This window comes from Haloarcula sp. Atlit-7R, assembly GCF_003666065.1.
In the GTDB taxonomy this organism is placed as follows: domain Archaea; phylum Halobacteriota; class Halobacteria; order Halobacteriales; family Haloarculaceae; genus Haloarcula; species Haloarcula taiwanensis.
The window spans coordinates 34558-59599 of the sequence record NZ_QXIK01000010.1 but is presented as its reverse complement, the minus strand read 5'-3'; the positions used below and the strand labels follow the sequence as shown (position 1 = coordinate 59599).

20 protein-coding genes, 1 tRNA gene and 1 pseudogene are annotated in these 25042 nt (G+C 59.6%); 12 read left to right on the top strand and 10 right to left on the bottom strand.

What is annotated here, in order from left to right; translation table 11 throughout:
- From artA to D3D01_RS17000, 6 genes are all read right to left on the bottom strand, one after another.
- Positions 1–1002, bottom strand: coding sequence for an archaeosortase A (gene artA, locus D3D01_RS17025; RefSeq protein ID WP_121513074.1), 1002 nt, complete (start codon positions 1000–1002; stop codon positions 1–3).
- 147 nt (positions 1003–1149) lie between these two features.
- Positions 1150–3912 carry a BGTF surface domain-containing protein gene (locus D3D01_RS17020; protein WP_121513073.1) on the bottom strand — a complete coding sequence of 921 codons (2763 nt, stop codon included), beginning with the start codon at positions 3910–3912 and terminating at the stop codon, positions 1150–1152.
- A gap of 515 nt (positions 3913–4427) precedes the next feature.
- Complete coding sequence (locus D3D01_RS17015; RefSeq protein WP_121513072.1) at positions 4428–7187, bottom strand: BGTF surface domain-containing protein; 2760 nt, start codon at positions 7185–7187, stop codon at positions 4428–4430.
- Positions 7188–7616: 429 nt separating this feature from the next.
- Complete coding sequence (locus D3D01_RS17010) at positions 7617–8369, bottom strand: VOC family protein (protein ID WP_121513071.1); 753 nt, start codon at positions 8367–8369, stop codon at positions 7617–7619.
- A 72-nt stretch (positions 8370–8441) separates the two neighbouring features.
- The gene (locus D3D01_RS17005; RefSeq protein WP_121513070.1) at positions 8442–8882 is read right to left on the bottom strand and encodes a TIGR04206 family protein; all 441 of its coding nucleotides are present in this window, start codon (positions 8880–8882) and stop codon (positions 8442–8444) included.
- Positions 8883–8975: 93 nt separating this feature from the next.
- Complete coding sequence (locus D3D01_RS17000) at positions 8976–10085, bottom strand: GTP-binding protein (RefSeq protein ID WP_101350459.1); 1110 nt, start codon at positions 10083–10085, stop codon at positions 8976–8978.
- Between the two features lie 156 nt (positions 10086–10241).
- Here D3D01_RS17000 and D3D01_RS16995 point away from each other — a divergent pair, with 156 nt between their 5' ends.
- From D3D01_RS16995 to rpl12p, 5 genes are all read left to right on the top strand, one after another.
- Positions 10242–10442 carry a hypothetical protein gene (locus tag D3D01_RS16995; protein ID WP_101350460.1) on the top strand — a complete coding sequence of 67 codons (201 nt, stop codon included), beginning with the start codon at positions 10242–10244 and terminating at the stop codon, positions 10440–10442.
- A gap of 133 nt (positions 10443–10575) precedes the next feature.
- Positions 10576–11064 (top strand): 50S ribosomal protein L11, encoded by a 489-nt coding sequence (locus D3D01_RS16990; RefSeq protein WP_101350461.1) that lies wholly within the window; start codon positions 10576–10578, stop codon positions 11062–11064.
- 238 nt (positions 11065–11302) lie between these two features.
- Positions 11303–11941, top strand: coding sequence for a 50S ribosomal protein L1 (locus D3D01_RS16985; RefSeq protein WP_053969032.1), 639 nt, complete (start codon positions 11303–11305; stop codon positions 11939–11941).
- 1 nt (position 11942) lies between these two features.
- A complete protein-coding gene (locus D3D01_RS16980) occupies positions 11943–12992 on the top strand; it encodes a 50S ribosomal protein L10 (protein WP_121513069.1) in 1050 nt (349 codons plus the stop codon).
- 17 nt (positions 12993–13009) lie between these two features.
- Positions 13010–13357 carry a 50S ribosomal protein P1 gene (gene rpl12p / locus D3D01_RS16975; RefSeq protein ID WP_004591725.1) on the top strand — a complete coding sequence of 116 codons (348 nt, stop codon included), beginning with the start codon at positions 13010–13012 and terminating at the stop codon, positions 13355–13357.
- A gap of 183 nt (positions 13358–13540) precedes the next feature.
- Here the strand turns inward: rpl12p and D3D01_RS16970 are convergent, their stop codons facing one another.
- Together D3D01_RS16970 and D3D01_RS16965 are read right to left on the bottom strand one after the other, a co-directional pair.
- A complete protein-coding gene (locus tag D3D01_RS16970) occupies positions 13541–17344 on the bottom strand; it encodes a CARDB domain-containing protein (protein WP_121513068.1) in 3804 nt (1267 codons plus the stop codon).
- 518 nt (positions 17345–17862) lie between these two features.
- Positions 17863–17934 (bottom strand) — tRNA-Ala (locus tag D3D01_RS16965).
- Positions 17935–18140: 206 nt separating this feature from the next.
- Here D3D01_RS16965 and D3D01_RS24935 point away from each other — a divergent pair.
- From D3D01_RS24935 to D3D01_RS16950, 3 genes and pseudogenes are all read left to right on the top strand, one after another.
- A pseudogene (locus D3D01_RS24935) lies at positions 18141–18733 on the top strand (hypothetical protein); the annotation flags it as partial.
- 82 nt (positions 18734–18815) lie between these two features.
- A complete protein-coding gene (locus D3D01_RS16955; protein WP_121513067.1) occupies positions 18816–19259 on the top strand; it encodes a hypothetical protein in 444 nt (147 codons plus the stop codon).
- On the top strand, positions 19252–19992 hold the full coding sequence (locus D3D01_RS16950; RefSeq protein ID WP_121513066.1) for a hypothetical protein: 741 nt from the start codon (positions 19252–19254) through the stop codon (positions 19990–19992). The genes D3D01_RS16955 and D3D01_RS16950 overlap by 8 nt, the downstream gene beginning before the upstream one ends.
- Positions 19993–20000: 8 nt before the next feature.
- On the opposite strand, the gene D3D01_RS16945 is transcribed toward D3D01_RS16950, so the two are convergent.
- Positions 20001–21728 (bottom strand): hypothetical protein, encoded by a 1728-nt coding sequence (locus D3D01_RS16945; RefSeq protein ID WP_121513065.1) that lies wholly within the window; start codon positions 21726–21728, stop codon positions 20001–20003.
- Positions 21729–22020: 292 nt separating this feature from the next.
- On the opposite strand from D3D01_RS16945, the gene D3D01_RS16940 reads away from it, so the two are divergent.
- The 4 genes from D3D01_RS16940 to D3D01_RS16925 are packed head-to-tail and all read left to right on the top strand — an operon-like array spanning position 22021 to position 24474.
- Positions 22021–22491, top strand: coding sequence for a 30S ribosomal protein S15 (locus tag D3D01_RS16940; RefSeq protein ID WP_004957060.1), 471 nt, complete (start codon positions 22021–22023; stop codon positions 22489–22491).
- Positions 22492–23613, top strand: coding sequence for a hypothetical protein (locus D3D01_RS16935; protein ID WP_101350472.1), 1122 nt, complete (start codon positions 22492–22494; stop codon positions 23611–23613). It abuts the gene before it with no gap.
- Positions 23610–23840, top strand: coding sequence for a KEOPS complex subunit Pcc1 (locus D3D01_RS16930; protein ID WP_004518217.1), 231 nt, complete (start codon positions 23610–23612; stop codon positions 23838–23840). Before D3D01_RS16935 ends, D3D01_RS16930 begins: the two co-directional genes overlap by 4 nt.
- On the top strand, positions 23833–24474 hold the full coding sequence (locus D3D01_RS16925; RefSeq protein ID WP_053969003.1) for a 30S ribosomal protein S3ae: 642 nt from the start codon (positions 23833–23835) through the stop codon (positions 24472–24474). Before D3D01_RS16930 ends, D3D01_RS16925 begins: the two co-directional genes overlap by 8 nt.
- Before the next feature lie 186 nt (positions 24475–24660).
- Here the strand turns inward: D3D01_RS16925 and D3D01_RS25055 are convergent, their stop codons facing one another.
- Positions 24661–24948 carry a plastocyanin/azurin family copper-binding protein gene (locus tag D3D01_RS25055; protein WP_394343405.1) on the bottom strand — a complete coding sequence of 96 codons (288 nt, stop codon included), beginning with the start codon at positions 24946–24948 and terminating at the stop codon, positions 24661–24663.
- Positions 24949–25042 lie beyond the last annotated feature (94 nt).

Genomic DNA, 25042 nt, shown 5'->3' with positions numbered 1-25042 from the left:
TCAGTCGTCACCGGGCGCTGCGGGGCTCGACTCCGACCGGTCCTTTTCGAACGCCGTTCCGAGGTCGTACTCGGTTCCGGTCACGAGAAACAGGAGGTCCTCGACGATAACCGTGAGTTCCGGTAGCTCCCGCATCAGTACCCACGTCAGCCCGACGAGGACGATGACGGAGCCGAACTGCGCCACCATCCGGTCGACGATGTAGTAGGACACGAGCTGTGGGTCACTGAGGCCAAACAGCGTCATGACCGTTCCCGGGAAGAACTGCGCCTTCTGGAGGCCAAAGGCCAGGGCGATCCCGAGGTTCCGAAGGAGATTCAAGACATAAATGATACCGACGGCCCCGACCAGCACGCGGAGCTTCCGCCGCCACGGTGCCTTGACTGCCAGTATGCCGCCGGCGAAGATGGAGATGCTGCCGATACCTGTACAGGCCAGAATAATAGTGTACGTTATCGGCCGCTCGTTCCTGTCGAACCAGAATGTGTTTTCGTAAGGGTACTGCTTCGACGCGATGTCGATGCCGTTGTACGAAAGCCCGTCGACTACCATCGGGTCGTACCCGATGAGCGTCATCAGGAAGGCGACCTGATCAGTGACGATCTCGATGATTGTCTGGCGGAGCGGCCCGATAGTGAGAAAGGGCACGTAGATGACGCCCATGATACCGATGGCACGGGTCAATACCAGCAACGACTCCCGGCCGTTCCAGAGTAAATAGCCGGTGTACAGCGACAGTGGGACGGCCATGACGCTTCCCAGTCCCTCGACGACGCTTTTCTGTATCAGTATGAAATGCGGGGCCAGGACGAGCCAGTACGCCGCGAATAAAACCCAGCCGGCCGTGCCAACGGGGCGGGCCAGCCGCGTATCATACTGCGCAACGGCCACGCTTCCCAGAAACGCCGCAAGAACGAGCCACATCAGCGGTTCCGAAACTGTGACCGGGTCGAACGACAGTCCAGCGATGTCGACGCCTGCCTGCAGGACTGTCTCACTCATTGCTCGTACGTTAGCCAAACCGGCGTATATGTTTTGTCGTTGCGCTACTGTGCGGTAGTGTCGTCAGACCGACCTATCGGTAGCGCTGTCGCTACCGGCGTAGCGCACGAAAGAAAGAACGGTGTTCAGGGACCGGAGGTGTTCCGGTTAGTTGTCGCGTCGGACGGCGAGGAGCGCAGCAGCGACGAGCGCGATGAGCGCGATAGCTGCCGTGAAGCCGGGACCTTCCGCGGCGGTGGTCTCAGCTTCTTCGGTTCCGGAGTCCATGGTGGTGGCCTCCTCAGTCTGCTCCTCGGTTTCGGTTTCCGTGTCCGGCGCTTCGGTTTCGGTTTCCGTGTCCGGCGCTTCGGTCTGCTCTTCCTCGGCTGAGACGGTCACGTTCGCACTGTCCGTGACGGCGGAGCCGTTGGCGGTGTATGGACCGTCAGCGCCCGGGAAGTCGTACGCTTCGTTGCCGTTGGTGTCGAGGTGCGGCATCGCGATGGCCGTGAAGTCCTCGTCCATCGGCTCGTCGAGCGTGATCGTGATGTCCTCGTGGCTGCCTGCCTCGAGGTACTCCGAGTTCCCGACAACGCTACCCTCGACCTCGCCGTCAAGGAGAGTGCTGTCGTGAATCACGATGAAGCCACCCTCGGACAGCTGCGCGCTGTCGACGACGACTTCGCTCCCGTCGGATTCCTGGTCACTGATGCTCACGGTGGCCGTGTCGGCTTCGACGATGCGGCCGTCTTCCTCGTCGCTGAAGTCAGAGTCACCATCGACATCGAGCGTCTGGACGGTGAAGTTCGTGCCGGCGGAGTATTCGCTGAAGTCAGCCGTGGCAGTGTACGTGCCATCAGGTGCGACATCAGTTTCCGGGCGGAGGACGAACGGGTTCGCCTCGCTTTCAGACTCCATCTCAACTTCGAGTTCGGAGCCGGGGGCGACGTTCGTCGTACCAGTCACTTCCTGCCCGGCCGCGGCCGAGACCGTGACAACACCGCTGTCGTCAAGGTTCAGCGTCGCGTCGCGCTCAGACGTGGTGTAGATCGCACTGTCACTGTTGCGGTCGTCGGTCAGCGGACCCTCTCGGACGGAGAAGGTCGCGTTGAGGCGCGTGTCCTCTTCGCCAACGATCGTCTTGCCGTTTTCGAACGTAACGTCGCTGGTATCAACAGCGACGAAGTAGGTGTTGTTGTCCGGGTCGTCGACAACAGTTACGGCGCCACTGCTGTTCGAGAAGTCAATCGGCTGTTCCTCAGCGTTCGCACCGACATCGGTTCGGTTGACGTAGAGTCGGAGGCCGGAGTCCGTCGTATCAGCGCTGTTGATGCGGTCCGGCGTGGTGTCGGTCGCGTCAATGAACGCTTCGGTTGCGTCAGACGCGCTTCCGTCTTCCTGCTCGTATTCGAGTGCACCCTCGATACCGGAGGCCTGAATCTCGTGGACGACAACGTCCTCGGCTGCGAGGTCGTCGGACTCGGTGAGGTTCACGCCGATGCGGTCGTAGATATCGACATCGTCATCGTCGATCTCTGCGTCGCTCGGGGCGGCCCACGTATTGATGCTTTCAACGGAGTTCTCGTTGAGGCGAAGCGTCCCGACTGCGTCGGGGCTGGTGACGTCAGGGGAAGTCCCTGCAGTCACGTTGATCGAGTAGGAGCCGGCTTCAAGTGCGTCGTCCGAGAGCGTTCCTCGGTTGAAGCTGCCACCCTCTTCGACATCATCGAGGTCGTCGTCACCGGGGACACTGAGAACCGTGTTGGTTCCATGGGTCCCAGCGGTGTAGCTGTTGAACTGAACAGTGACTTCGCCGTCACCATCTTCGTCGGTCAGCTGACCTTGGATGTAGTAGTTGTCGTCTTCCTGGCTACCAACGTTAATCACGGCGTCCTCGGTGTTGGACATCTGGACCGTGATGTTGGCGACATCGCCGAGCTCGTCCTGAACGGTTCCGGTTTCGAAGCTTGCCTCACCGTCGTCGGACTCGGAGACGTTGATCTGGTCGGATTCCGCGGAGACGCCGGTCTGGTTGTCCGTCACCTTGACGTAGTACGGACTGTCGTCGGCGCTCTGGTTGCCGAAGTCGAACACGACATTTTCGTTACCTTGGAGGTTTTTGACAATTGTGGCAACCTTGTCGTCGTCTTCGTTGAACAGCGTTGCGTTGGCCGGCTCGCCACCACGGTTCGTGGAGACGTTGACAGCCAGCGTGTCTGTGTCGTCGATGTTGGCACCGTCGCCGACATCATCGTCGATGTTCACTTCCAGACTGAGGTCGCTGACTGTGACGACCGCTTCCTCAGTATTGTCGACACTGATCGTGTAATCCTCGCCAGTGTCGAAGTCACTGGTGTCAACGGTGTAGACTTGACTGTTGTCAGTGTACGAGTCGGACAGAACGACGCTGTCTGCATCAACCTCGATGGATGGGCCGTTGTTAGTGGCGTCTGCGCCGGTGTCTTTAACGGCAATCACTTCGCCGCGGAAGGCGTTGATGTCCGTATTGTTTGTCCCAGTCGTCGTGATTGTCTCGGACGTCACATCAATGTCCTCAGCGACGATTGTGTTGTCGCCACCGGTGAGGTTGCTGACCTTGACAGTCAGGTTCCGGTTCGGCTGAACGTCCTGAGCAAGACTGAACGCGAGACGTCCGTTCTGCCCGTCAGCACCGACGCTGGTGATGCCGTAGTTGCTCGGGTTCTTGTTCCCGTCGAGGTAGACATCGATGTCAGTGGCAGAGACTGCGCTGCCGGTCGATCCATTAAGTGCCAGTTCAACTGTGCCGCTATCGTATTCTGCTGCCTGCTCGACGCTGACGTTCGCGGCGGCGGCTGCGCCACCGGAGAACGCGATGGTCCCGGCAAATACCGAGAAGACCATCAGCGCCGTCAGGAACAGACTGCGGATTTTTTCGCTTGTATCTGTCATGTTTGTGTTTGCTATCGGGCGACCCCAGCAGTTTTCCACCTGGTCGGAACGCGGCCACCGAGGCCCCGCATAGACCGAACCGGCGTACTCACTTCTGGCGTCATGGGTAGGGGTATCGGTACATTGCCCGAAGTGTGGTAAATGCTTTGTGGAATAAAGTTGGTAAGTATACTACAAGTAGTCATCAGCGAATAATGTTTTTGAACATATATTTACACCTGATATGGTATTTCTATTGACTTGTTAGATAATTAGAGAGGGTCCACGCCGGCTGAGGCAGTTGTCTGAAGAGCGCCACAGACCGGTGTGTCTCACTCGGAGTTCATTTCGAAGAGAGCGCCAGCGTCCGACTATACCCAGTCACGACTGACAGTCGGCAATTAGCTGCATGGAAGCGAAGGCATAATCCCGAATCGGGAACCGGGCCGCGAATCGGTGACGCTGTATGAGACTGTTGGCACTGCTCACATGCGCGCGGAAGAAAGAACGGTGTTCAGGGACCGGGGGTGTTCCGGTTAGTTGTCGCGTCGGACAGCGAGGAGCGCAGCAGCGACCAGCGCGATGAGCGCGATAGCTGCGGTGAAGCCAGGACCTTCCGCTGCAGTGGTCTCGGTTTCAGTGTCCATCGGCGTGTCCTCAGGCGTGTCCTCAGGCGTGTCCTCAGGCGTGTCCTCAGGCGTGTCCTCAGGCGTGTCCTCAGGCGTGTCCTCCGGTTCCTCGGCTGAGACGGTCACGTTCGCACTGTCCGTCACGGCAGAGCCGTTCGAGGTGTACGGACCGTCAGCACCCGGGAAGTCATACGCTTCGTTGCCGTTGGTGTCGAGGTGCGGCATCGCGATGGCCGTGAAGTTCTCGTCCATTGGCTCGTCGAGCGTGACCGTGATGTCATTGTAGGTACCGGCTTCGAGATATTCGGAGTTCCCGATAACGCTACCTTCGACATCGCCGTCAAGCAGTGAGCCGTCGTGGATGACAATGAACCCACCGCTAGACAGCTGCGCGCTGTCGACGACGACTTCGCTTCCGTCGGATTCCTGGTCACTGATGCTCACGGTGGCCGTGTCGGCTTCGACGATGCGGCCGTCTTCCTCGTCGCTGAAGTCAGAGTCACCATCGACGTCGAGCGTCTGGACGGTGAAGTTCGTGCCGGCGGAGTATTCGCTGAAGTCAGCCGTGGCAGTGTACGTGCCGTTTGGACCGACAGTTGCTTCCGGACGGAGGACGAATGGATTTGCCTCACTTTCAGACTCCATTTCGACCTCAAGCTCGGAGCCAGGAGCGACATTCGTATCGCCGCTCACGGTCTGTCCGGCCGCGGCTCCAACAGTAACGAAGCCGTCCTCGTCGAGGTTCAACTCCGCGTTGCGTTCGGACGTTGTGTAGAGTGCGCTTTCGGATGTGCTATCGTCGCTCAACGGCCCTTCCTGAACGGAGAAGGTCGCGTTGAGTGCCGTGTCCTCTTCGCCGGTAATCGTGTTACCAGACTCGAACTCAACATCACTGGTGTCGAGAGCAACGAAGTAGGTGTTGTTGTCCGGGTCGTCGACAACAGTCACGGCATCACTGCTGTTCGTGAAGTTGACGGGATCTTCATCCGCGTTCGCACCGACATCGGTCCGGTTGACGTAGAGTCGGAGGCCGGACGCACTCGAGTCATCATTGATACGATCCGGCGTAGTGTCGGCAGCGGCGATGAACGCCTCAGTCACGTCGGAAGATCCGTTATCTTCCTGCTCGTATTCGAGGGCACCTTCGATACCGGATGCTTCGATTTCGTGGACGACGAGATCCTCAGCTGCGACATCGTCGGACCGCGTGAGGTTCTCACCGATGCGATCGTAGATGTCGATATCCTCGTCGTCGATATCCGCGTCACTCGGTGCAACCCAAGTCCGCATATTCTCGACTGAGTTCTCGTTAAGTCGGAGCGTTCCAACATTATCAGGGCTGGTGACATCTGGGGACGTCCCTGCAGTCACATTCATCGAGTAGGAACCGGCTTCAAGCACGTCCTCATCGAGGGCTGCTCTGCTTCCGGTAAAGCTACCACCCTCTTCGACATCATCGAGGTCGTCGTCACCGGGGACACTGAGAACCGTGTTGTTGTTGTTAGTCCCAGCGGTGTAGCTGTTGAACTGAACAGTGACTTCGCCGTCACCATCTTCGTCGGTCAGCTGACCTTGGATGTAGTAGTTGTCGTCTTCCTGGCTACCAACGTTAATCACGGCGTCCTCGGTGTTGGACATCTGGACCGTGATGTTGCTGACATCACCAATCTCATCCTGTACAGTTGAGGTTTCGAAGCTTGCGTCACCGTCGTCGGACTCGGAGACGTTGATCTGGTCGGATTCCGCGGAGACGCCGGTCTGGTTGTCCGTCACCTTGACGTAGTACGGACTGTCGTCGGCGCTCTGGTTGCCGAAGTCGAACACGACATTTTCGTTACCTTGGAGGTTTTTGACAATTGTGGCAACCTTGTCGTCGTCTTCGTTGAACAGCGTTGCGTTGGCTGGCTCGCCACCACGGTTCGTGGAGACGTTGACAGCCAGCGTGTCTGTGTCGTCGATGTTGGCACCGTCGCCGACATCATCGTCGATGTTCACTTCCAGACTGAGGTCGCTGACTGTGACGACCGCTTCCTCATTATTGTTGACACTGATCGTGTAATCCTCGCCAGTGTCGAGGTCACTGGTGTCAACGGTGTAGACTTCACTGTTGTCAGTGTACGAGTCGGACAGAACGACGCTGTCTGCATCAACCTCGATGGATGGGCCGTTGTTAACGTTGTCTGCAGAGGTGTTTTCAACGGCAATCACTTCACCGCGGAAGGCGTTGAGGTCCGTATCGTTTGTCCCAGTCGTCGTGATTGTCTCGGATGTCACGTCGATATCCTGAGCGACGACGGTTCCGTCACCGCCACTGAGACCGGTGACCTTGACAGTCAGATTCCGGTTCGGCTGAACGTCCTGATCGAGACTGAACTCAAGACGTCCAGTCGTCCCGTCGTCAGTCCCATCGACAGAGGAAACATTGTAATTACCGGGGTTCTCGTTCCCGTCAATGTAGACATCGATGTTCCCTCTTGGGACTGCGCTGCCGGTCGATCCATTAAGTGCCAGTTCAACTGTGCCGCTATCGTATTCTGCTGCCTGCTCGACGCTGACGTTCGCGGCGGCGGCTGCGCCACCGGAGAACGCGACGGTCCCGGCGAATACCGAGAAGACCATCAGCGCTGTCAGGAACAGGCTGCGAATCTTATCTGAATTTCCTGTCATAGTTTGTGTTTGCTATCGGGCGACCCCAGCAGTTTTCCACCTGGTCGGAACGCAATCACCGCGATCGCGTGTAGACCGAACCGGCGTACTCACTTCTGGCGCCATGGGTAGGGGTACAGTCTAAACGATAGGTGTATGCTGTAAATGTTTTGTGGTTAGGATATCTGACTGTCATGACTGGTCAAGGATTGAAACGCCGTCCGTGGCGATCAGATGTAGGAGAAGCAGCGTGGATTCCAAGCTATAATCCCGTCATTCGTACGTCTGACGGGTTGAATGTACATCGAGGAGCTGGTTTCATTGGCCAGAGATACCAGACCCTCACGAGTGCTAACTGCTCACTCAGGAACGAGTCCGCAGAAGAACCACACCTGACAGCTACGGCATGAGAATAGAGGAGGATTGAACGGTCAGTTCCGGCTAGTACCGTCAGTTCGTTACAATTTCGATTTCACGGCTATCGGGGTCTTTGGTGAATGCGTAACGGTCGCCACAGCTACCGGGATCACGGTAGTCCTCGGCGTGGCGCCCCATCAGCGTCTCCCACGCGTCGTGGAGGTCATCAGTCTGAACCGCGAGGTGCCCCCACGCGTCGCCAAGTTCGTAGGACCGGCCGTCGTAGTTGTATGTGAGTTCGACTGACATCGCCTCGTCGGGAGCATCTTCGGGCTTGAGGAAGTACAGGGCGAAGTCGTCGAACTCTTCGCGGCGGAACAGCTCGTAGTCGAGCTTTCGGGTGTACCAGCCGATAGCCTGGTCGGCGTCTTCGACGCGGATCATCGTGTGGTCGAGCGACCACTTCGCGCCGTGGTCCCGCTCGACGATCTCGATCTCATGGCCGTCGGGGTCTGTGACGAAGGCATAGGAACCGCCACAGGAGTCTGGGTCGCGGTAATCCTCGACGCCGGCGTCCATCAGGTCGTCGTAGGCGTCGTACACGTCATCACAGCGGACGGCGATGTGTCCCCACGCGTCGCCCATCGTGTACGAGCGCCCGTCATGATTGTACGTGAGTTCGAGCAGTGCACCCTTGTCGTGGACGTCCTCCGGACCAAGGAAGACATTCGTGAACGTGTCGGCTTCCCAGCGGCCCTTTTCCTCGTAATCGAAATACGTCTGGTACCAGTCTAGCGAGGCGTCCAGATCCTCGACGCGCATCATCGTATGATCGAGTGACCACATACACGGCATGTGGTCCGAGCGAGCGAAAAGGCTACCGCCACAGGCGGTTCCGTCCGGATTCGATACTGCGGGTCACCGCGTCGCCGAATTGGTCCGAATTGCCGGCAGATAGTACCACCAGACCACGGCCAGTAAGACGAGAGAGCCTACCGGGACAGCCACGTAGTTGAGCCGCCTGTTGAATCCCAGAAACACGGGAAACTGGGTCAGACCCGCACCTGCAAGAGCAAGAGCGGTGACCCGAACATCCTCACGCCAGACGACACCGGCGGCAGCGCTGGCCAGGGCAAGGGCATACAGCAGGACGCCTGAGCCCCACGACTCGATAAACTGCGGGAGTGCGTTGGTAAACCGAACGAAGTAGCTATAGGCCGAGAGTAGCTCCGGCGGATTCGTATTAAAGAGCCCAAAGGAGAAGATGAGCGTCAGTTCTGCTCCGATTAGCACTACTGTCCACGGGACGAGGCCGGCAACGACAACGGCCACAAGACGGCGTCGGGGACCGCGATCCATATCTGGTCGCAGGGCTCCACACCCATGAACGCATCTACTTCTTTGTCGGAACTTAGATGTCGTGTGCACGCGCGGGCCGACGCGCGACAACCACTACCGGTTGGCGACGATTCGCAGGATATCTTCGTCCGCGAGTTCGTGGTCACGCCCGACCTGCTGTTCGTCGTGCTTGGCGCTCGGGCCGGTCACACGAGCAAAGCGGAACCGCTCGTCGAAACTTCCGCCGAGTTTCTCGCAGGCGTCGTCGACGGTGTCTCCCTCACGGAGGATCAGCGGTTCCTCACGGTCAACGCCGCGGCCCGGCTTGTCCATGTAGATCCGTATCAGGCCGAGCTCCTCCCAGATGCGTTCGGTGAGGCTGTCCAGCCCTTTCTCCTCCTCGGCGCTAATAAAGATCGCTTCGTCGGGGTCGATGTCCCGCTCTCGGAGTTCGTCTTCGACTTTCGGGAGGTAGTCTGGCTCAATGAGGTCGGCTTTGTTGACCGCGACGAGCGAGGGCAGGTAGACGCGGTTGTCCATCACACCGTCAACGAGCTGGTCGATATCGATGTCCTCGCCGATAGTCACGTCGGCGTTGACGTAGCCGTGCTCACGCAGGACGGCCTTGACTGTCTCGTCGTCGAGTTCGACGCCGGAGGCCGTGTTGACCGAAATCCCGTCTTTACCCTTCTTTCGAACGTTAACCCACGGCGGGTCCTGATCGAGGCGAATCTTGTTCTTGTACAGCTCTTCGCTGAGGCGGTCGTACTGGTCGATCTCGAAGACGGAGATGAGGAAGACGATGAGGTCCGCGGTCCGGACAACGGACAGCACTTCTTTCCCACCACCGCGGCCGCCAGCAGCGCCCTCGATGAGACCCGGAACGTCGAGAATCTGTATGTTCGCCCCCTTGTGCTTGAGCATCCCCGGATACACGTCGAGCGTGGTGAACTCGTATGCGCCGGTCTCGGACTCGGCGTTGGTCAGTGCGTTCAGCAGCGTCGACTTCCCGACGCTTGGGAACCCGACGAGCGCAACAGTCGCGTCACCGTGTTTCTCGACGCCGTAGCCACCGCCGCCGCCCGACGAGGCCTGCTGTTCGAGCTTCTCTTTTTTTTCGGCGAGCTTGGACTTCAGCCGACCGATATGGGCCTCTGTAGACTTATTGTAGGGAGTGCTGGCGATTTCGTCCTCGAGTTCCTGAATCTCCTCTTCGAGCCCCATTAAGTGTATGTCGGCCCCTCACACCGAATAAGGCTTTCCTCCCTCGTCGACGCCACCCCCGCGGCACGCGTCATGGCTGTCTTCCCGTTCAGAATGGTCAAACGACCCTCATGTAATTCGACACACCTATAGGCCACCCTCCGTCATATGTCGATAATGGGAGCGGCGAGTCGGTTCCGCGACAGTACGCAGATACTGCTGCCAGTCGGTGCGCTCGACGGGATTCGCGATGAGTTGGAACAGCAGTTCACTGTGAGTGTTCATCAAGACGGTGAGCAGATTCGGATCATCGGCTCTCCGGTCGAAATCAAAGACGCAAGTGATTTTCTCGCACGGCACGGCGTGACGTTCGCCTGAGCCGACAGGGATCCTATTTTTTGTCGTGCTGGACGCTCCGTCGATAGAATAGTGAGCGTTCGAGCGTGTGGAGGCCTCACGCAGCGATCCGTGAAACGCAATCCTTTAAACCGCCGCGAGGATTCCACTATGTATGGCTGGAACTATCGAAGTCCTCGTTCCCGGTGGGGAGGCCAACCCTGGCCCGCCACTCGGCCCGGAACTCGGCCCGACACCGGTGGACGTGCAGGCAGTCGTACAGGAGATCAACGACCAGACGGCAGCGTTCGACGGCACCGAAGTCCCCGTCACCGTCGAGTACGACGACGACGGCTCCTTCGAGATCGAAGTCGGTGTCCCGCCGACGGCCGAACTCATCAAGGACGAGGCCGGCTTCGAGACTGGCAGCGGCGAGCCTCAGGAAGACTTCGTCGCTGATCTCTCCGTCGACCAGGTCAAGCAGATCGCAGAGCAGAAGCAGACGGACCTGCTCTCCTACGACCTCAAGAACGCCGCAAAGGAAGTCGTCGGGACGTGTACCTCCCTCGGCGTCACTATCGAAGGCGAAAACCCACGCGAGTTCAAGGAACGCATCGACGCGGGCGAGTACGACGACGTGTTCGCGGCCGAAGCACAGGCGTAAGTCGGACCGCTGTGCGACTGGCGTGTGTTTTCCCTTGCTTTCGACGCTGCTGAGCCACTGCACTGTCTGCTGGACCCCCGTCAACAACTGGTCCCTGCGAACCGGAAACACGCCCGTCAGCGGCCCTTGGGCTGGTTCGACGGGTTTAAGTGTCGCATTGGCGTCTACTCGCACGAGACAGGCATCCGCCTGTTTCACTGACCCGTAGAAGCCGATTGGCGTACTACGGAGGTGAACAATGGCAGATCAGGAAATAGAGAACGCAGTCTCGCGCGCACTCGAGGACGCACCTGAGCGGAATTTCCGCGAAACGGTCGACCTCGCTGTGAACCTGCGCGACTTAGATCTTAACGACCCGTCGAACCGCGTCGACGAGTCCGTCGTGCTTCCTGCTGGCACCGGTCAGGAGACCACTATTGTGGTCTTCGCCGAGGGCGAAACCGCCCTTCGTGCTGAGGAAGTCGCAGACGACGTACTCGACGAGGACGAACTCGAGGAACTGGGTGGCGACGACGACGCCGCCAAGGACCTCGCCGATGACACTGACTTCTTCATTGCGGAGAAGGATCTGATGCAGGACATCGGTCGCTACCTCGGGACCGTCCTCGGTCCGCGTGGGAAGATGCCGGAACCGCTCGACCCCGACGACGACGTCGTCGAGGTCATCGAACGCATGAAAAACACCGTGCAGCTCCGCAGCGGGGAACGGCGAACGTTCCACACGCGGGTCGGCGCGGAGGACATGTCCGCCGAGGATATCGCGGACAACATCGACGTTATCCTCCGCCGTCTGCACGCGGACCTCGAGAAGGGCCCGCTCAACATCGACACGGTCTACGTGAAGACGACGATGGGGCCTGCGATGGAGGTTGCCTGATATGAGCGCCGAATCCGAACGCAAGACCGAGACCATTCCCGAGTGGAAGCAGGAAGAGGTCGACGCCATCGTAGAGATGATCGAGTCCTACGAGAGCGTCGGCGTCGTCAACATCGCCGGGATCCCGTCCCGACAGCTACAGGACATGCGACGTGACCTGCATGGGACCGCCGAGCTTCGCGTCTCCCGGAACACGCTGCTTGAGCGTGCACTCGACGAAGTCGACGACGGACTCGAAGACCTCAACAGCTACATCACCGGGCAGGTCGGGCTCATCGGAACCGACGACAACCCGTTCTCGCTGTTTCAGGAACTCGAGGCCTCCAAAACGCCCGCACCCATCGGTGCCGGCGAGGTGGCCCCGAACGACATCGTGATTCCGGAAGGCGACACGGGCGTCGACCCCGGTCCGTTCGTCGGCGAACTCCAGAGCGTGGGTGCCGACGCACGCATTCAGGAGGGCTCCATTCAGGTCCTCTCCGACTCGACGGTGCTTGACACCGGCGAGGAAGTCTCCCAAGAACTCGCGAATGTGCTGAACGAACTCGGCATCGAACCGAAAGAGGTCGGTCTCGACCTCCGCGCCGTCTTCGCCGACGGTGTGCTGTTCGAGCCCGAGGAACTGGAACTCGACATCGACGAGTACCGGAGCGACATCCAGGCGGCTGCCGGCCGAGCGTTCAATCTCTCGGTCAACGCCGACTACCCGACCGCGACGACGGCCCCGACGATGCTCCAGTCCGCGCGTGGCAACGCCAAGAGCCTCGCGCTCCAGGCGGCCATCGAGGACCCCGAGGTCGTGCCTGACCTCGTGAGCAAGGCCGACGCACAGGTCCGTGCGCTCGCCTCGCAGATCGACGACGAGGAGGCACTCCCGGAGGAGCTCCAGGGCGTCGAGGCCGACGTGGCGACAGAGGAACCGACTGACGACCAAGACGACGACACCGCATCCGAGGACGACGCCGACGCCGACGACGCGGCCGAGGAGGCCGACGACGGCGACGATGACGACGACGAGGACGCCGGCGACGCGCTCGGAGCGATGTTCTAACAACTCACACTACAACAATGGAATACGTATACGCTGCACTCATCCTGAACGAATCGGGCGAAGAAATCAACGAAGACAACCTCACCGACGTGCTCGACGCCGCTGGCGTCGATGTCGAGGAGTCCCGCGTCAAGGCCCTCGTCGCCGCCCTCGAGGACGTCGACATCGAGGAGGCCGTCGACCAGGCCGCAGCGGCACCAGTGCCGGCAAGCGGTGGCGCGGCCGCACCCGCCGAGGGTGACGCTGACGAGGCCGACGAGGCCGACGAGGAAGCCGAAGAAGAGGCTGCCGACGACGGCGGCGACGACGATGACGACGAGGACGACGAGGCAAGCGGTGAGGGCCTCGGCGAACTCTTCGGCTAACTCGGTTCAACACAGCTCAGTTTTTTCTTTGCGTGCGCTCGACCGGTGAGAGGAGTCAATACTGACCCCGCCGATAACCGTATCTCTATTGGACAAGTATGCTGAGCCACGACCGGGCTGTAATCCAGCGTGTACTGCCTGACGCACGAGTCTGATTACACCGAAAACGGGTCTGCTGCGGCTTTAGCTACCGATCGTAATCGTATCGGAGTCAATCGAGATGGGTGAGTCGTTCGTGGTTGCGCCACTCTCGTCGACTTCCTTCAGGTAGATTTCACCCGTCGCAGTATCGTCAACCGACCCACTGGCCGTGTCGTTGTACACTGTGACTTCGTACGTGTAGTATCCGGCATCGAGGTCGGTATCGTAGCCAGCCCACGCCGGATACGCATCGGTCCCGGTAAGGTCACCGCTACCCACGGTGACGTTCTCAGTGCCTGTGTAAACCGTAGTGTCGTCACTCTTGTTTTTGACGGTGAGGGCCACCTCACGTTTGTCGCCGACAGTTCCCTCATTGTTGACTTCGACGGTCATTCGCTGTGCACTACCGCGGCGTTCGATGAGCGTCGAAGTGTTGTAAGTCTCTGCACCGATATTGATGCCCTGCGTGTCGTTTACCACGACATTCGACCGACCAACGAAGAACGACTGCTTTGCTGAGGTGCTGTTCCGTGTCTGGACGTAGTACGTGTAGTTACCGCGGTCAGACGGGAGGCTGAGGTTCACCTGCTTCGTCTCTTTGCTTGTGAGAACGTTGGTTGTCGCGGCGTCAGACACTGCGAACGTCGGGCTCGCGTCGTCGGTGTTCTTTGCATAGAGTTTCACATCGGCGGTTCCGCCTTCTCCTCCGACGTTCGTGACGTTGACCGTAGCGTTTGCAGACTCGTCATTGTCGATTGCGCTCGTGGCGCGCACAGAGTCGACTTGCATGAACTGTTCGTCAATGTCGCCGACGTAGATATTTCCGCCCCACTGCTTCCCAGTAGCGGACTCGGAGCGGTTGGGGTTCGTGAGATTGAACCTGTACTGGTACGATTGCCCCGGAGCCTTACTTGCAGTCGCCAGCTCAATGTTGAACTGTGCCGTTTCGTTTACTCCGATCTTTTTATTCCGCGTCTTGATTGTGCTTCCATCGAAGGTAGGCGTGAGCTCTGCAGTACCGGCGGTGGTACCAACGTTTTTTACCGTCACCGTTACCTCTGCGTTCTCTGTTTTCAGAGTCCGCGCTGGGGCATCGACATCAACGTAGTTGAATTTCGGCTCCAAAACCTCGTTTTCAATAGAGTTGGTCTTGAATATAACCACCGCGTCGTTGTAGTCAGGATCGCCGTAACCGTATGCGTTGCTGGGGCTTGCGTTATCTTGTGAGAGTTCATACAGGTACACAAATTCACCGTCAGCGAGGTTTAGCCTCGCTGATCCGTTCGCAAGTGCGGTGAGCCGTTCCTCACCAAGCATATCCCGGAGTTTCCGCTGTGCCTTGCCGGCCTGCCCGTAGCCGGGAATCACCTCTCCATCGGCCAATATGTCTGCGTTTGAGCTGCTTTCGTCGGTAGAAATTCGGACCCCACCTGGATTGCTGCATCTCTTGGTGTAGTAGTTCGTGCCGTCTATCTTGAACCGAATGTCCGTATACGTCGTTTCATAGCAATAGTAGGATGTGGCGGTGACGGAGAAGCTCGAATTCGCTTCGAAAGTCTTGGTGAACTCGTATGGGTCCGGATAGTCGTCGTTAATCAGCCGTCGTTCAGCATGCGGGCCGTTCACATCGCCGTCTTCGAAGCTGTATCCCACGTCGCGCCACAGTGGAATCTCGTGGTCGCCGGACTGATTGTTGACGACCAGAGCCATGTCTACTTTCGTGTGCGTAATCTGATAGCCATTACTACCCTCAAGCTCAGCTCCCTTGAGTTCGATTGTTGCGTTGACCCGCTCGTTGGTTGTCATCCCTCCTTTGTCACGCTCGACCGCAGTATTCGACCGCACGTTCAGGAGTCGCCAGGCAGTCTGGTTTTCAGTGGTGAAGTTCACTCGATAGAGTCCATCTTCGGACGGCGCTGTAACGGTCTGTGTGACCGTCGTACTCTCTCCCGGACCAAGCTGTTCGTCCGTTGACTTGTCAGCTCCCCAGTCTCTGCCGATGCGAAGCGTCTGGGAGCCTGCCGTTCCGCCAGTGTTCGTGACATTGAAGCTGACTTCGGTCTTGTTCTCTGGCTCGACCGGGTTGTCGACGCCGAGGCCAGTGATATCGAACACTGGTGGGGCCGACCCGCCGACAGTGAAGGTCCCATAACTGCGGTCGTCCGGCGTCTCGACGACGTAGGTGTAATTACTGTATGACGGTGCAGTGAGCGGACCGCCAGTGAGAGTTACCGTCTCTTTTTCTGAACCGCTGTTGGTTCCATTGAGCGTGAGCGGTTTCTCCTTCGATTCAACCTTTGTGTTCGACTCGTTTTTGATGAGTATTTTGACGGCGTCGGACTTACGGATATTGCCGGTATTTTTGACTGTCGCCGCGATCGTGACTGTGTCACCGCTCTTTACCCCACCCGGTGGCGAAACCGATGTCACCTCGAAGACACCGACGTCACCGACAACGAAGTAGTGGCCGTCGTCGCTGTACTGCGAATACGTGTCGTCGTCCGTCGTGACCTCGATATCGTAGGTCCCGTTCTCGTCGGTCGGCATCGCCGATCCAAAATCAACTGTCCGGCTGTTGCCCGGATGGACTGTCACGTGCCGCGTAGCGGTCACCGAGCCATTAACCAGCAGCGTGACGCTCTGTTCGGCCGTCATACTGCCGTTGTTTTCGACTGTAACATTCGCTTCTGGGACCTGATTGAGCCGTGCTGTTGCGGGGATCGAGGCACTAGTTATATTCAGTGACGGTGATCCGGGCACAGCCGTGTAGTTGACCAGCTCGTAGGCTTCGTCTTGCTCAGATGCCACAGTGAAGTTGTGTACACCGCTGTCGGCATCTATCGACTTGCTCACGCTAGCTGAATCGCCACCAGTAAGCGTGACCGTGGCTGTCGCATTATCTGCCGCCCCGGACCGATTCAGTCTGATCACTTGGGTGTCTTGCAAACCACCAGAGTTCCGTATCGTGGCATTCACCAGTGCTTTCTGACCGTCTGATGGGTCTTCTTGCACCGACATGTTCTGCACTTCGAACACCGGGTCGCTCACGTTGCCAAGTGCAAAGTTAATATAGATGGTCTCACCCGGCTCCGCTGAATTCGGAGTCACCGTGACGTACTTGTCGTCGTATGCGCCCTGTGCCCAGTCCGCCCACGCGCGAGCGTAACTGCTGTTCTCGATTGTCAACGTAGCGTTGGTGACCTGTGACGGGGCGCAGGTGGTGCTCGGCGAAGAAGAGTCCCACGAGCCGTTCCGTACGCCTTCGTATGTCGCCTCGGTGAATAGCGCCGTTTGAAGTGCTGCTTCGTGTGATCGGTTCGCCGTCGTGTTCGATTGAATCGTGACCGAACTCCCCCCCATCTGGTGCCCAGAGATATTCGCGAACGAGACTGACAGCGCCCCTTTATCGTAGTTCACGGCCGGGGGCGACGACATCGTCGCGCCCGACTCGGTCATCCGCCATACACCTCCGCCTTGATAGCCAACTTGTTGGCCGTTTTCCTGATACTGAAGCGTCTGCAACGTCCGATTCCCCGTCGAACAGGTCGAGTTACGGTTCAGCGTCAGGTTGTATGTCGCGTCGTCCGTCACAGCGACATCAGACCGAACCCGGTCCGGAAGCTTAACTGACTCACTGGTATCTGACCGCTGGAAGCTCTGATCGACCGACAGCAGCACCTCCTCAGCGAGCTCGACATTCGCGTCGTCGTTGATATCTCCGATTGTCTGCTGGCCCGCCTGAACGATCAGTATGGCACCAATGATGACTGCACTCGCCAACAACACCACACCCAGAACGTGCGATACACCCCGGTCTCCAGCCCCCCGGCTGCCCCACTCGAACATACTCAAATACATACCAACTATTGCACATAAATGTACTGTTTCAATATAAATTAATAAAGATTTATCACGGACATCCAAGCTTGACTATCACACATACAGTCTCAACCCATCACAAATCCCACGCTACACGACTGGCGCTCCTGCTTTGCATTACAATATGTACAGCAACTATTCGGTAATCAGCCAAGACAATATGCTATTGTCTGTGCCATTTTCACTCATGATAGCGTAAGTGGTGGACAATAATAATTTCACAAACAGCACAGACTTTGGTTTGCTCAGTACCTGCATCCGAGGGGACTAGACGCTACCTGCGAAGCCAGGACTGCAAACGCAACTTCTAATTGGAGAAAGACGTGTAATTACTGGTCTGCCCTTGTGGATGACCGTACGTGTTCTTTACTGTTACGAACAGCGTTGTAAATTCGCTTATCTGGGCCGGTATCAAATCTGCCTGGCTGCACAGTTGACCCGTTGAGAGTCATGGTAACTCCTCAACCACAGTAGCACAATGAGGATGGACTCGCCGGGATTTGAACCCGGGGCCTCTCCCATGCCAAGGGAGTGATCTACCCCTGATCTACGAGCCCTTGCGTGCGTTATCTGTTTCCCGATGGTATTGCTTAAACCCATCGAAGCACCGGGACATAGGGAACTGGCCTCATGGTCGCAAACAGAACAGTATTGCATCGACAGGGGTGCGTGGAGATCTGGTAATCGGAGTTACAGTACGGCCACAATGGTTATAACGCCTGATACCATACCTACGGTAATCTCAGTTCAGTGAATCAGGCTTATGAACCGTAGGAAAAATGAGACGCAGTCTACCAACCGTCGTGTCGCCCGGGCACTCTGGATCGGAAGGCACCAGCGCGGGCAGACGACACTGGACTTCGCAATCGGTATGAGCTTGTTTTTGAGCGTCCTGATATTCATTTTCCTGTTCATTCCGGGACTTTTGTCGCCGTTTTCCGCAGGGGTTCAGGAGGAGACGGTCACGACTGACAGAGTTGCTGACGGCCTCACAATGGGGATGCTTGGTTCGCCACAGCAGCCGTACGTTCTGGACGAACACTGTACGCGAGAGTTCTTCGCTGGAAACGCACCACCGTCAGGATGTGGCTACGACTCCGGTGGGAGTACAGAAGAACGGGTCGGGCTTGATACGGCTTTGGAGAACGTGAACGTCACAATTCGGGGGAATGCGACGGCAACGGCAGCCCCGACGAAACGCTCTGTTGGGATGGAACAGACGAGGAGCTCGTTGCGGCCAGTGGTGGCTGCGGAACGATACTCACGACTGGCGGGAATCCGCCGACAAACAACGACGCGTCGGTCACTGCGCTGCGAGTGGTATCGCTGAACGGGCAGGACGTCACAGTACGAGTGGCGAATACGACCGTCCGCTACCGCTACGACACCTCGAACTTACGGTACGAGGCAAAGATACGGGTGGCCCCGGGTGAGCCGGATGCGTCGTAACCGCGCCGTCTCGACGACGCTGAGCTACACGCTGAGCCTGGCCATCGCCTCGATTCTGGTGTCTGGCCTCCTCATTGCCGGCGGGAACTTCGTCGAGGACCGGCAGGAGCAGGTTATCAGAGACGAGCTCGAAGTCATCGGACAGCAGGTCGCCGCCGACATCGGGCGTATTGATCGGCTGGTGGTCGCTGCCGACACCGACCCGACTGCGCGGCTGAATCACACGTTCCCGGCGCGGGTGAGTGGGTCCAGCTACCGGGTCTCGATTGCCCCCGCCGCCGATGAACTAACGCTCGAATCGACATCGCCGGAGGTGTCGGTGACTGTGTCACTCACAACCCGGACAGACCTGAGAGACTCCACCGCTGACGGCGGTGTAATAACCGTGTTCTACGACGAATCGAGCGGGCAACTGGAGGTCCGAAATGGCTGACCGCGCCGTCAGCGAGGTGTTGAGCTTCGCTCTGGTGTTCAGTCTCATTGTAACTTCGATAATTCTTGTCTCGGTGAGCGGTCTGGGGGCGTTACAGAACGCCCGGGATGCGGAGCAGATAGAGAACGCTGAGCGGGCGTTTGACGTGCTCTCGGACAACATCGCAGACCTCCACAAACAGGGCGCACCGAGCCGTGCCACGGAGGTCAGTCTCGGTGAGGCATCGCTCAGGACGGGTGAAAACACGACAATATCGGTCCAAGTCCACGACGGGACCACTCCCAAAGACGTCGGAACATGGAAGGTCCGCCCAATCATATACGCCGGCAATCAGGAACGAGCGCTCGTATACGAAGCCGGGGCAGTGTATCGGACGAACCGGGACGGTGGGGTACAGAAACGAACGCCGCCGATACTCGTCTCGGACGACCGCGCACTCATCACTGTGGTCGGTACGACCGCCAGTGAACAGCAGAGCCTGGGCGGCTCGACGGTGCTCGTCCGGACAACCCACCGCGACAGCAACGTGTCGTTCGCCGATACCGGTGGCAACATCGAACACGTCAACGTCAGTGTCGACTCAACCCCACAGCGTGAGGCACTCTGGCAGTCGTACTTCGAGAGTGAAGGGTTCAGCTGCGGGGCCAACGGCTGGTGTAACTTCACGTCGTCCGGCGGCATCCAGCGGACGTACGTCGTCTACCACGATATTGCGGTTGACATCGACCAGTAATGGGTCGCCTATCCGCTGGTCACGTTAATCCGGTTCTCCGAAACGTGGAGGTACGTCAGCCGGATGATGTTCGTGTTCTCCGGGACGGCTCGCTCGTTTCTGAGCGCCCGGTCGTAATGGACCAGTCCGCCGTTATCCACCGTGACTGACCCAGCGACGAGGCCGCCGTACAGCTCTGCCTTTTTGAGCGAAACACTGCTGGCACCGACACCGCCGGCGGGTGCGTAAATCACGCCCTCGAACTGCGGGGTATCGGTATCCCCTTCGATGACGGCGTCGAAGTCCGACTGGCCGTACACCCAGAACTGCGTCGAGTTCTGCGCGGTATCGACATCGACCTCGCCGGTACGATAGATGTGGAAGTGGTGGCCGCTGGCGGACGTAGCTTCGCCTTTGACGTAGAGACGCACTTTCCCGGCACCGTTCACCTTGATCCGTCCGCCGTTCTCGATGTAGACGTAGTCTCGGACGGCGATGGTCACGTCGTCACCGCCTGTGTTAATCGTCAGCGTCTCACTGTCCAGCGTCAGGTCTTCCAAGTAGTACGTGCCCGCGTCCAGCGTCTGGTCACCGGCGGCAAGCTGGTCGCCCGAAATGCTGCCGGTCGCGCCGTTGTCATTGGTGGCACTTGCGTTGGCGACTCGCCGGGTCACCAGGCCGTCGATAGCGCCGGCTCCCTCAACGCCTGAAATCTGTCTGACATCGCCGTTGACAGTGCCCTTGATGTGCTTCGTGGTCGAGTATTCCACGTCACGGGTAACGACGCCGCTACCCTTGACCTCGACCCGGTCACCGGACTGAACAATGCCGTCTACCTCGCTGTCCCCTTTCATATACACGTCACCGGCTGTGGTGATCGTTCCGAACGACCCTCGTGATGTCGAGTAGTCGCCGACAGACGAGTTGTAGCTGTCCGTTCGAGCGGGGTCGGTGCCACTACCGGAGAGCGTAATCTGCCCGCCAGCGGACGTAGCCGCGACGGCACTCGTCACTTCTCGCGGCCCTGTCGGCACGACTAGTGTCGTGGTCACGCTGTCGTTTTCGTGATCGTAGTACGCGTCGCCATCTGTCCGCTCTTCGAAGTAGCGCCCCCATGACCGGTAGTAGTCGCTCTCGACGGTGATATTGACCGTTCCGGTATCTAGCGGATTGACGTTTCCGGCCGCCTGGTCGGGGTACACCTGCGTCGTGCCGTTCTTTGAGATGCTGGCTTGTGAGCCAAGCGAGCGGTCACCGCGGACGGTGATAAGCGGGAGCGTCAGCGTCGCGTCGCGATAGTAGAACTCCGGCGGTGAGACCATGACACTGCCGCTGCCAGAGCGCCGCCACACGCCACCGCCCTGATACGCGAGTCGCGTCGCACCGTTGCCGCGGTAGGCCACCTCGCCCATCGACTCGTTGACTACAGTCGTCCGGTTCCCGGACGTTGTGTTCCGATAGGAGACGTTCATCCACCCGGCGCTCCCGTCGATGTAATAGGTACTCGAACCACTCGCGGGAAGGGTGACTTGCTGGACATCCGTCTGTCCCAGTGCTACGAGCGCGGTTTTGGAATTGAGTTCCGTCAGTGACTTTTCGGTTCGCTCCACATCGAGTTGCGTTTGTGTGCTCGTGATCGCGTCCGCACCCAGCGCGACGACCGCCGTCGTCGACACAATCATCACCGCAAAAACCAGTGCTAGCCCGAGCGGAGCACTCTGGCCGCGAGTCCCGAGGCTCAGCCCAGCGCTACCCATACTACGCACAATTACCGCAGCAAATGATTTAAAACAGCGGGGCAAGTTATCAATTGTAATACTGTGCGGGTCGTTGCAGTGTCGACTCGTGAGCGGCATCGCTGCTTCGAGGCGCGACCGGGAAGCGGAACGGTTTAGTCGCGCCCTCTCAGACAGGGAGATGGGAACAGCACGACCGCAAATCTGACTCGCTGTGGCCTTTCACAGCTCGGGATTGCGGCCGTGTTCGGCACTGTACAGTGCCAATACGCCTCGTAACGAGAGCGGTTCGTGCGGTTCCAACCAGATTACAATGGCACGAATGCATACACGCCGTCGCGGTTCGTCCGACTCGGACAAACCGGCGGCAGACGAACCCCCGGAGTGGAGTGACGTCGACGAGGACGCCATCGAAGCGCGCGTCGTCGAACTGGCCGAACAGGGCCACTCGCCCAGCGAGATCGGCCTGAAGCTGCGCGACGAGGGCGTTCAGGGCACGCCGATCCCTGACGTCTCGCTCGCGACCGGCAAGAAAGTCACCGAGATTCTCGAGGAGAACGAAGCCGAACCGGACCTGCCGGAGGACCTTCGGAACCTGCTCGAACGGGCCGTCCGCCTTCGCGACCACATGGACGAGAACCCCGGTGACTACCAGAACAAGCGTGCGCTCCAGAACACGCAGTCGAAGATCCGACGCCTCATCGACTACTACCGCGGCGACGAGGTCGACGAGGACTTCACCTACAGCTACGACAACGCCGTCGAAGCGCTGGGTCTCGAATAGATGTCGGCGACCGGTCGGGAACCGACGCCAGCCACGTCGCCCAGTGACCTCGCCGGGTCGCTACGTGAGGCCACGTTCGTTCGCCTCGTCAGCGATGCGACCGGCGAGGCGCTGGCTGCGACCGGCCTGCTGGCGCGGGCGCTCGATGACACGCCGTTCCAGGCGAGCGTCGTCCGCCCGTTCGAGGACCCCGACCGGACCACCGAGACCGACATCACTGTCGCCATCGGTCGCACGCAGCCGACCGCCGACGTGACGCTGACCGACCGCGCCGCCGCGACTGCCTTCGAGACCGCTCGCGAACTCGGCACGGCCGACGCCGCGCTCGCCCTGGCTGGCACGATTGCCGCCGGGGACGTTGACGGGACTGTTGCCGAAGCCGCCGAGCAGGCCGGACTGGAACGCCGACCCGGCGTCGCCGTTCCGACAGCGGACCTCGCGGACGGGCTGGCCTACTCGACGCTGTTCGTCGCGCCTTTCTCGGGCGACGCCGACACAGTGCGGGCCGAACTCACCGAACTGGGCCTCGGCTCGGATTCGGTGCAAGCCGGTGATCTCTCGACAGACGACCACCGACGCCTCGCGTCGCTGGTCGCGTTAGCTGTCACCGAAGATGCACCGCCCCGGGCCGCTGAGACGGTCCAGCGCGCGCTCCGCCCGACGACGGGCGGCCCCTTCGAGACGGTCGGCGGCTACGCCGACGTGCTCGACGCCGTCGCCCGCGAACAGCCGGGCACCGGCGTCGCGCTCGCGCTCGGCCACGAGGCTGTCCACGATGACGCGCTGGCCGCGTGGCGGACACACGCCGCGCGCGCCCATGAAGCAGTGTCCGAGGCGGCCACAGGCCGGTACGACGGCCTGTTCGTCGCCCGCGGCGACGCGATGCCGACCGGCACCGTCGCCCGTCTGTTCGCGGACTATCGCGCACCAGAACCGGTGACGCTCGTTGTTACCGACGGCCGGGCCGCAGCCCGCGCCACGGACGGGCAGGACGTGACAGAAACGATGCGCGCGGCCGCCGACGCTGTCGGCGGCGACGCCGTCGGGACGGGCGACCGGGCACGCGCCCGGTTCGACGCCTCGACGGCCGACTTCATCGAAGCGTTTCGGGAGGCAGTATGAGACGGGCCGAGATTCGGACGACACACGACTCGCCCGAACGCGTCGCACGCGCGGTGCGGCCGGACAACACCGACGAGATGACCACACGCGTCGAGGGCGACGCCGTGGTCACGACCGTCGAGCGCGATTCGACCGGCGGCCTGCAGGCGACCGTCGACGACTACGTCGTCAACATCCGGGTTGCAGCACAGCTCGCAGACCAACACACACAATCCAACCATGAGTGAACGAAGCGTTTCCAAGCGCACAGAACAGAAACGGTGGTACACCGTGCAGGCTCCCGAGCAGTTCGACCGGGAGGTTCTCGGTAAGACACCGGCAGACGAACCGGACAAGGTGCTCGGACGCACCATCGAAACAACGCTCGGCGAACTGACCAACGACGCCAGCGAGAACAACACGAAGCTAACCTTCAAGATCAACGAGGTCGCCTCAGACTCGGCGTACACGGAGTTCATCCGCCACGAACTCACGCGGGACTACCTCCGCTCGCTCGTCCGCCGCGGCTCCTCGAAGGTCGAGGCCTACATCACCGTGCTGACCACAGACGACTACCGCGTCCAGGTCCAGCCGGTCGCCGTGACGACGAAGAAGGCCGATGCCTCCCAGGAGAAGGCCATCCGCCGGACGATGATCGACCTCGTTCGCGAGACGGCCGAAGACCGAACCTTCGAGGAGCTCGTCGACAGCGTCGTCGAAGGGCGTCTCTCCTCGGCCATCTACGGCGAGGCCAAGGACATCTACCCGCTCCGACGCGTCGAAATCAAGAAGACAACGCTCGAAGCGCGCCCCGAAGAAGTCGCCGCGGAAGAGGAGACGGCCGTCGACGTGGACGAAGAAGACGTCGACGTCGAAGCCTAGACGTTCCAGCACCAACGGTTGATTTTTCTGCCGCAGTAAGAGACCGATTCACAGCGACGCAGCGGACCTGCCCCTCTTCTGTGACGCTGTTGCCGACGGTCGGAGTTAGCGACCGCTACCGCAAAACAGCGCACAGACGACACACCCAGCACAGACGAGAGAAGCTCCGAAAAAGCGACAGCGATGCTACTCGCCGGTCGTCGCCGTTTCTGGATTTTCGGTTACAACGACGGTTCCGACCATCCCGGCCCGCTCGTGCGGGATGCAGAAGTAGGCGTACTCGCCGAGTACCTCGAAGGTGTGGGTGAAATCCTGGCCCTCGTACATCGTCCCGCCAGAGGAACTCCCCCAGTTGTCGCGGGCGGCCTGTTCAGTGTCGAAGCCGCCGGAGGCGAAGTAGTCCGCCTCGTCTGGGATCCCGTCTTCGTAGGCCGTGACCGAGTGGCCCTGTTTGCTCGTGTTGAGCCACCGCACAGTCGTTCCTGGTTCGACAGCGATGCGAACCGGGCGAAACGCCTTCGCGGACATCCCCACGTCGTAGTCGGTGTCAGCGCTCCCACCGCCGAGG

What these genes read in the sequence shown, in the direction of transcription:
- D3D01_RS16945 (WP_121513065.1), bottom strand. Translation starts at nt 21,728, where the DNA reads ATGGGTAGCGCTGGGCTGAGCCTCGGGACTCGCGGCCAGAGTGCTCCG.
- D3D01_RS16970 (WP_121513068.1), bottom strand. Translation starts at nt 17,344, where the DNA reads ATGTTCGAGTGGGGCAGCCGGGGGGCTGGAGACCGGGGTGTATCGCAC.
- D3D01_RS16955 (WP_121513067.1), top strand. Translation starts at nt 18,816, where the DNA reads ATGCGTCGTAACCGCGCCGTCTCGACGACGCTGAGCTACACGCTGAGC.
- artA (WP_121513074.1), bottom strand. Translation starts at nt 1,002, where the DNA reads ATGAGTGAGACAGTCCTGCAGGCAGGCGTCGACATCGCTGGACTGTCG.
- D3D01_RS17015 (WP_121513072.1), bottom strand. Translation starts at nt 7,187, where the DNA reads ATGACAGGAAATTCAGATAAGATTCGCAGCCTGTTCCTGACAGCGCTG.
- D3D01_RS16940 (WP_004957060.1), top strand. Translation starts at nt 22,021, where the DNA reads ATGGCACGAATGCATACACGCCGTCGCGGTTCGTCCGACTCGGACAAA.
- D3D01_RS16925 (WP_053969003.1), top strand. Translation starts at nt 23,833, where the DNA reads ATGAGTGAACGAAGCGTTTCCAAGCGCACAGAACAGAAACGGTGGTAC.
- D3D01_RS16935 (WP_101350472.1), top strand. Translation starts at nt 22,492, where the DNA reads ATGTCGGCGACCGGTCGGGAACCGACGCCAGCCACGTCGCCCAGTGAC.
- D3D01_RS17000 (WP_101350459.1), bottom strand. Translation starts at nt 10,085, where the DNA reads ATGGGGCTCGAAGAGGAGATTCAGGAACTCGAGGACGAAATCGCCAGC.
- D3D01_RS17020 (WP_121513073.1), bottom strand. Translation starts at nt 3,912, where the DNA reads ATGACAGATACAAGCGAAAAAATCCGCAGTCTGTTCCTGACGGCGCTG.
- D3D01_RS17010 (WP_121513071.1), bottom strand. Translation starts at nt 8,369, where the DNA reads ATGTGGTCACTCGATCATACGATGATGCGCGTCGAGGATCTGGACGCC.
- D3D01_RS16980 (WP_121513069.1), top strand. Translation starts at nt 11,943, where the DNA reads ATGAGCGCCGAATCCGAACGCAAGACCGAGACCATTCCCGAGTGGAAG.
- D3D01_RS16950 (WP_121513066.1), top strand. Translation starts at nt 19,252, where the DNA reads ATGGCTGACCGCGCCGTCAGCGAGGTGTTGAGCTTCGCTCTGGTGTTC.
- D3D01_RS16995 (WP_101350460.1), top strand. Translation starts at nt 10,242, where the DNA reads ATGGGAGCGGCGAGTCGGTTCCGCGACAGTACGCAGATACTGCTGCCA.
- D3D01_RS16930 (WP_004518217.1), top strand. Translation starts at nt 23,610, where the DNA reads ATGAGACGGGCCGAGATTCGGACGACACACGACTCGCCCGAACGCGTC.
- rpl12p (WP_004591725.1), top strand. Translation starts at nt 13,010, where the DNA reads ATGGAATACGTATACGCTGCACTCATCCTGAACGAATCGGGCGAAGAA.
- D3D01_RS16990 (WP_101350461.1), top strand. Translation starts at nt 10,576, where the DNA reads ATGGCTGGAACTATCGAAGTCCTCGTTCCCGGTGGGGAGGCCAACCCT.
- D3D01_RS16985 (WP_053969032.1), top strand. Translation starts at nt 11,303, where the DNA reads ATGGCAGATCAGGAAATAGAGAACGCAGTCTCGCGCGCACTCGAGGAC.
- D3D01_RS17005 (WP_121513070.1), bottom strand. Translation starts at nt 8,882, where the DNA reads ATGGATCGCGGTCCCCGACGCCGTCTTGTGGCCGTTGTCGTTGCCGGC.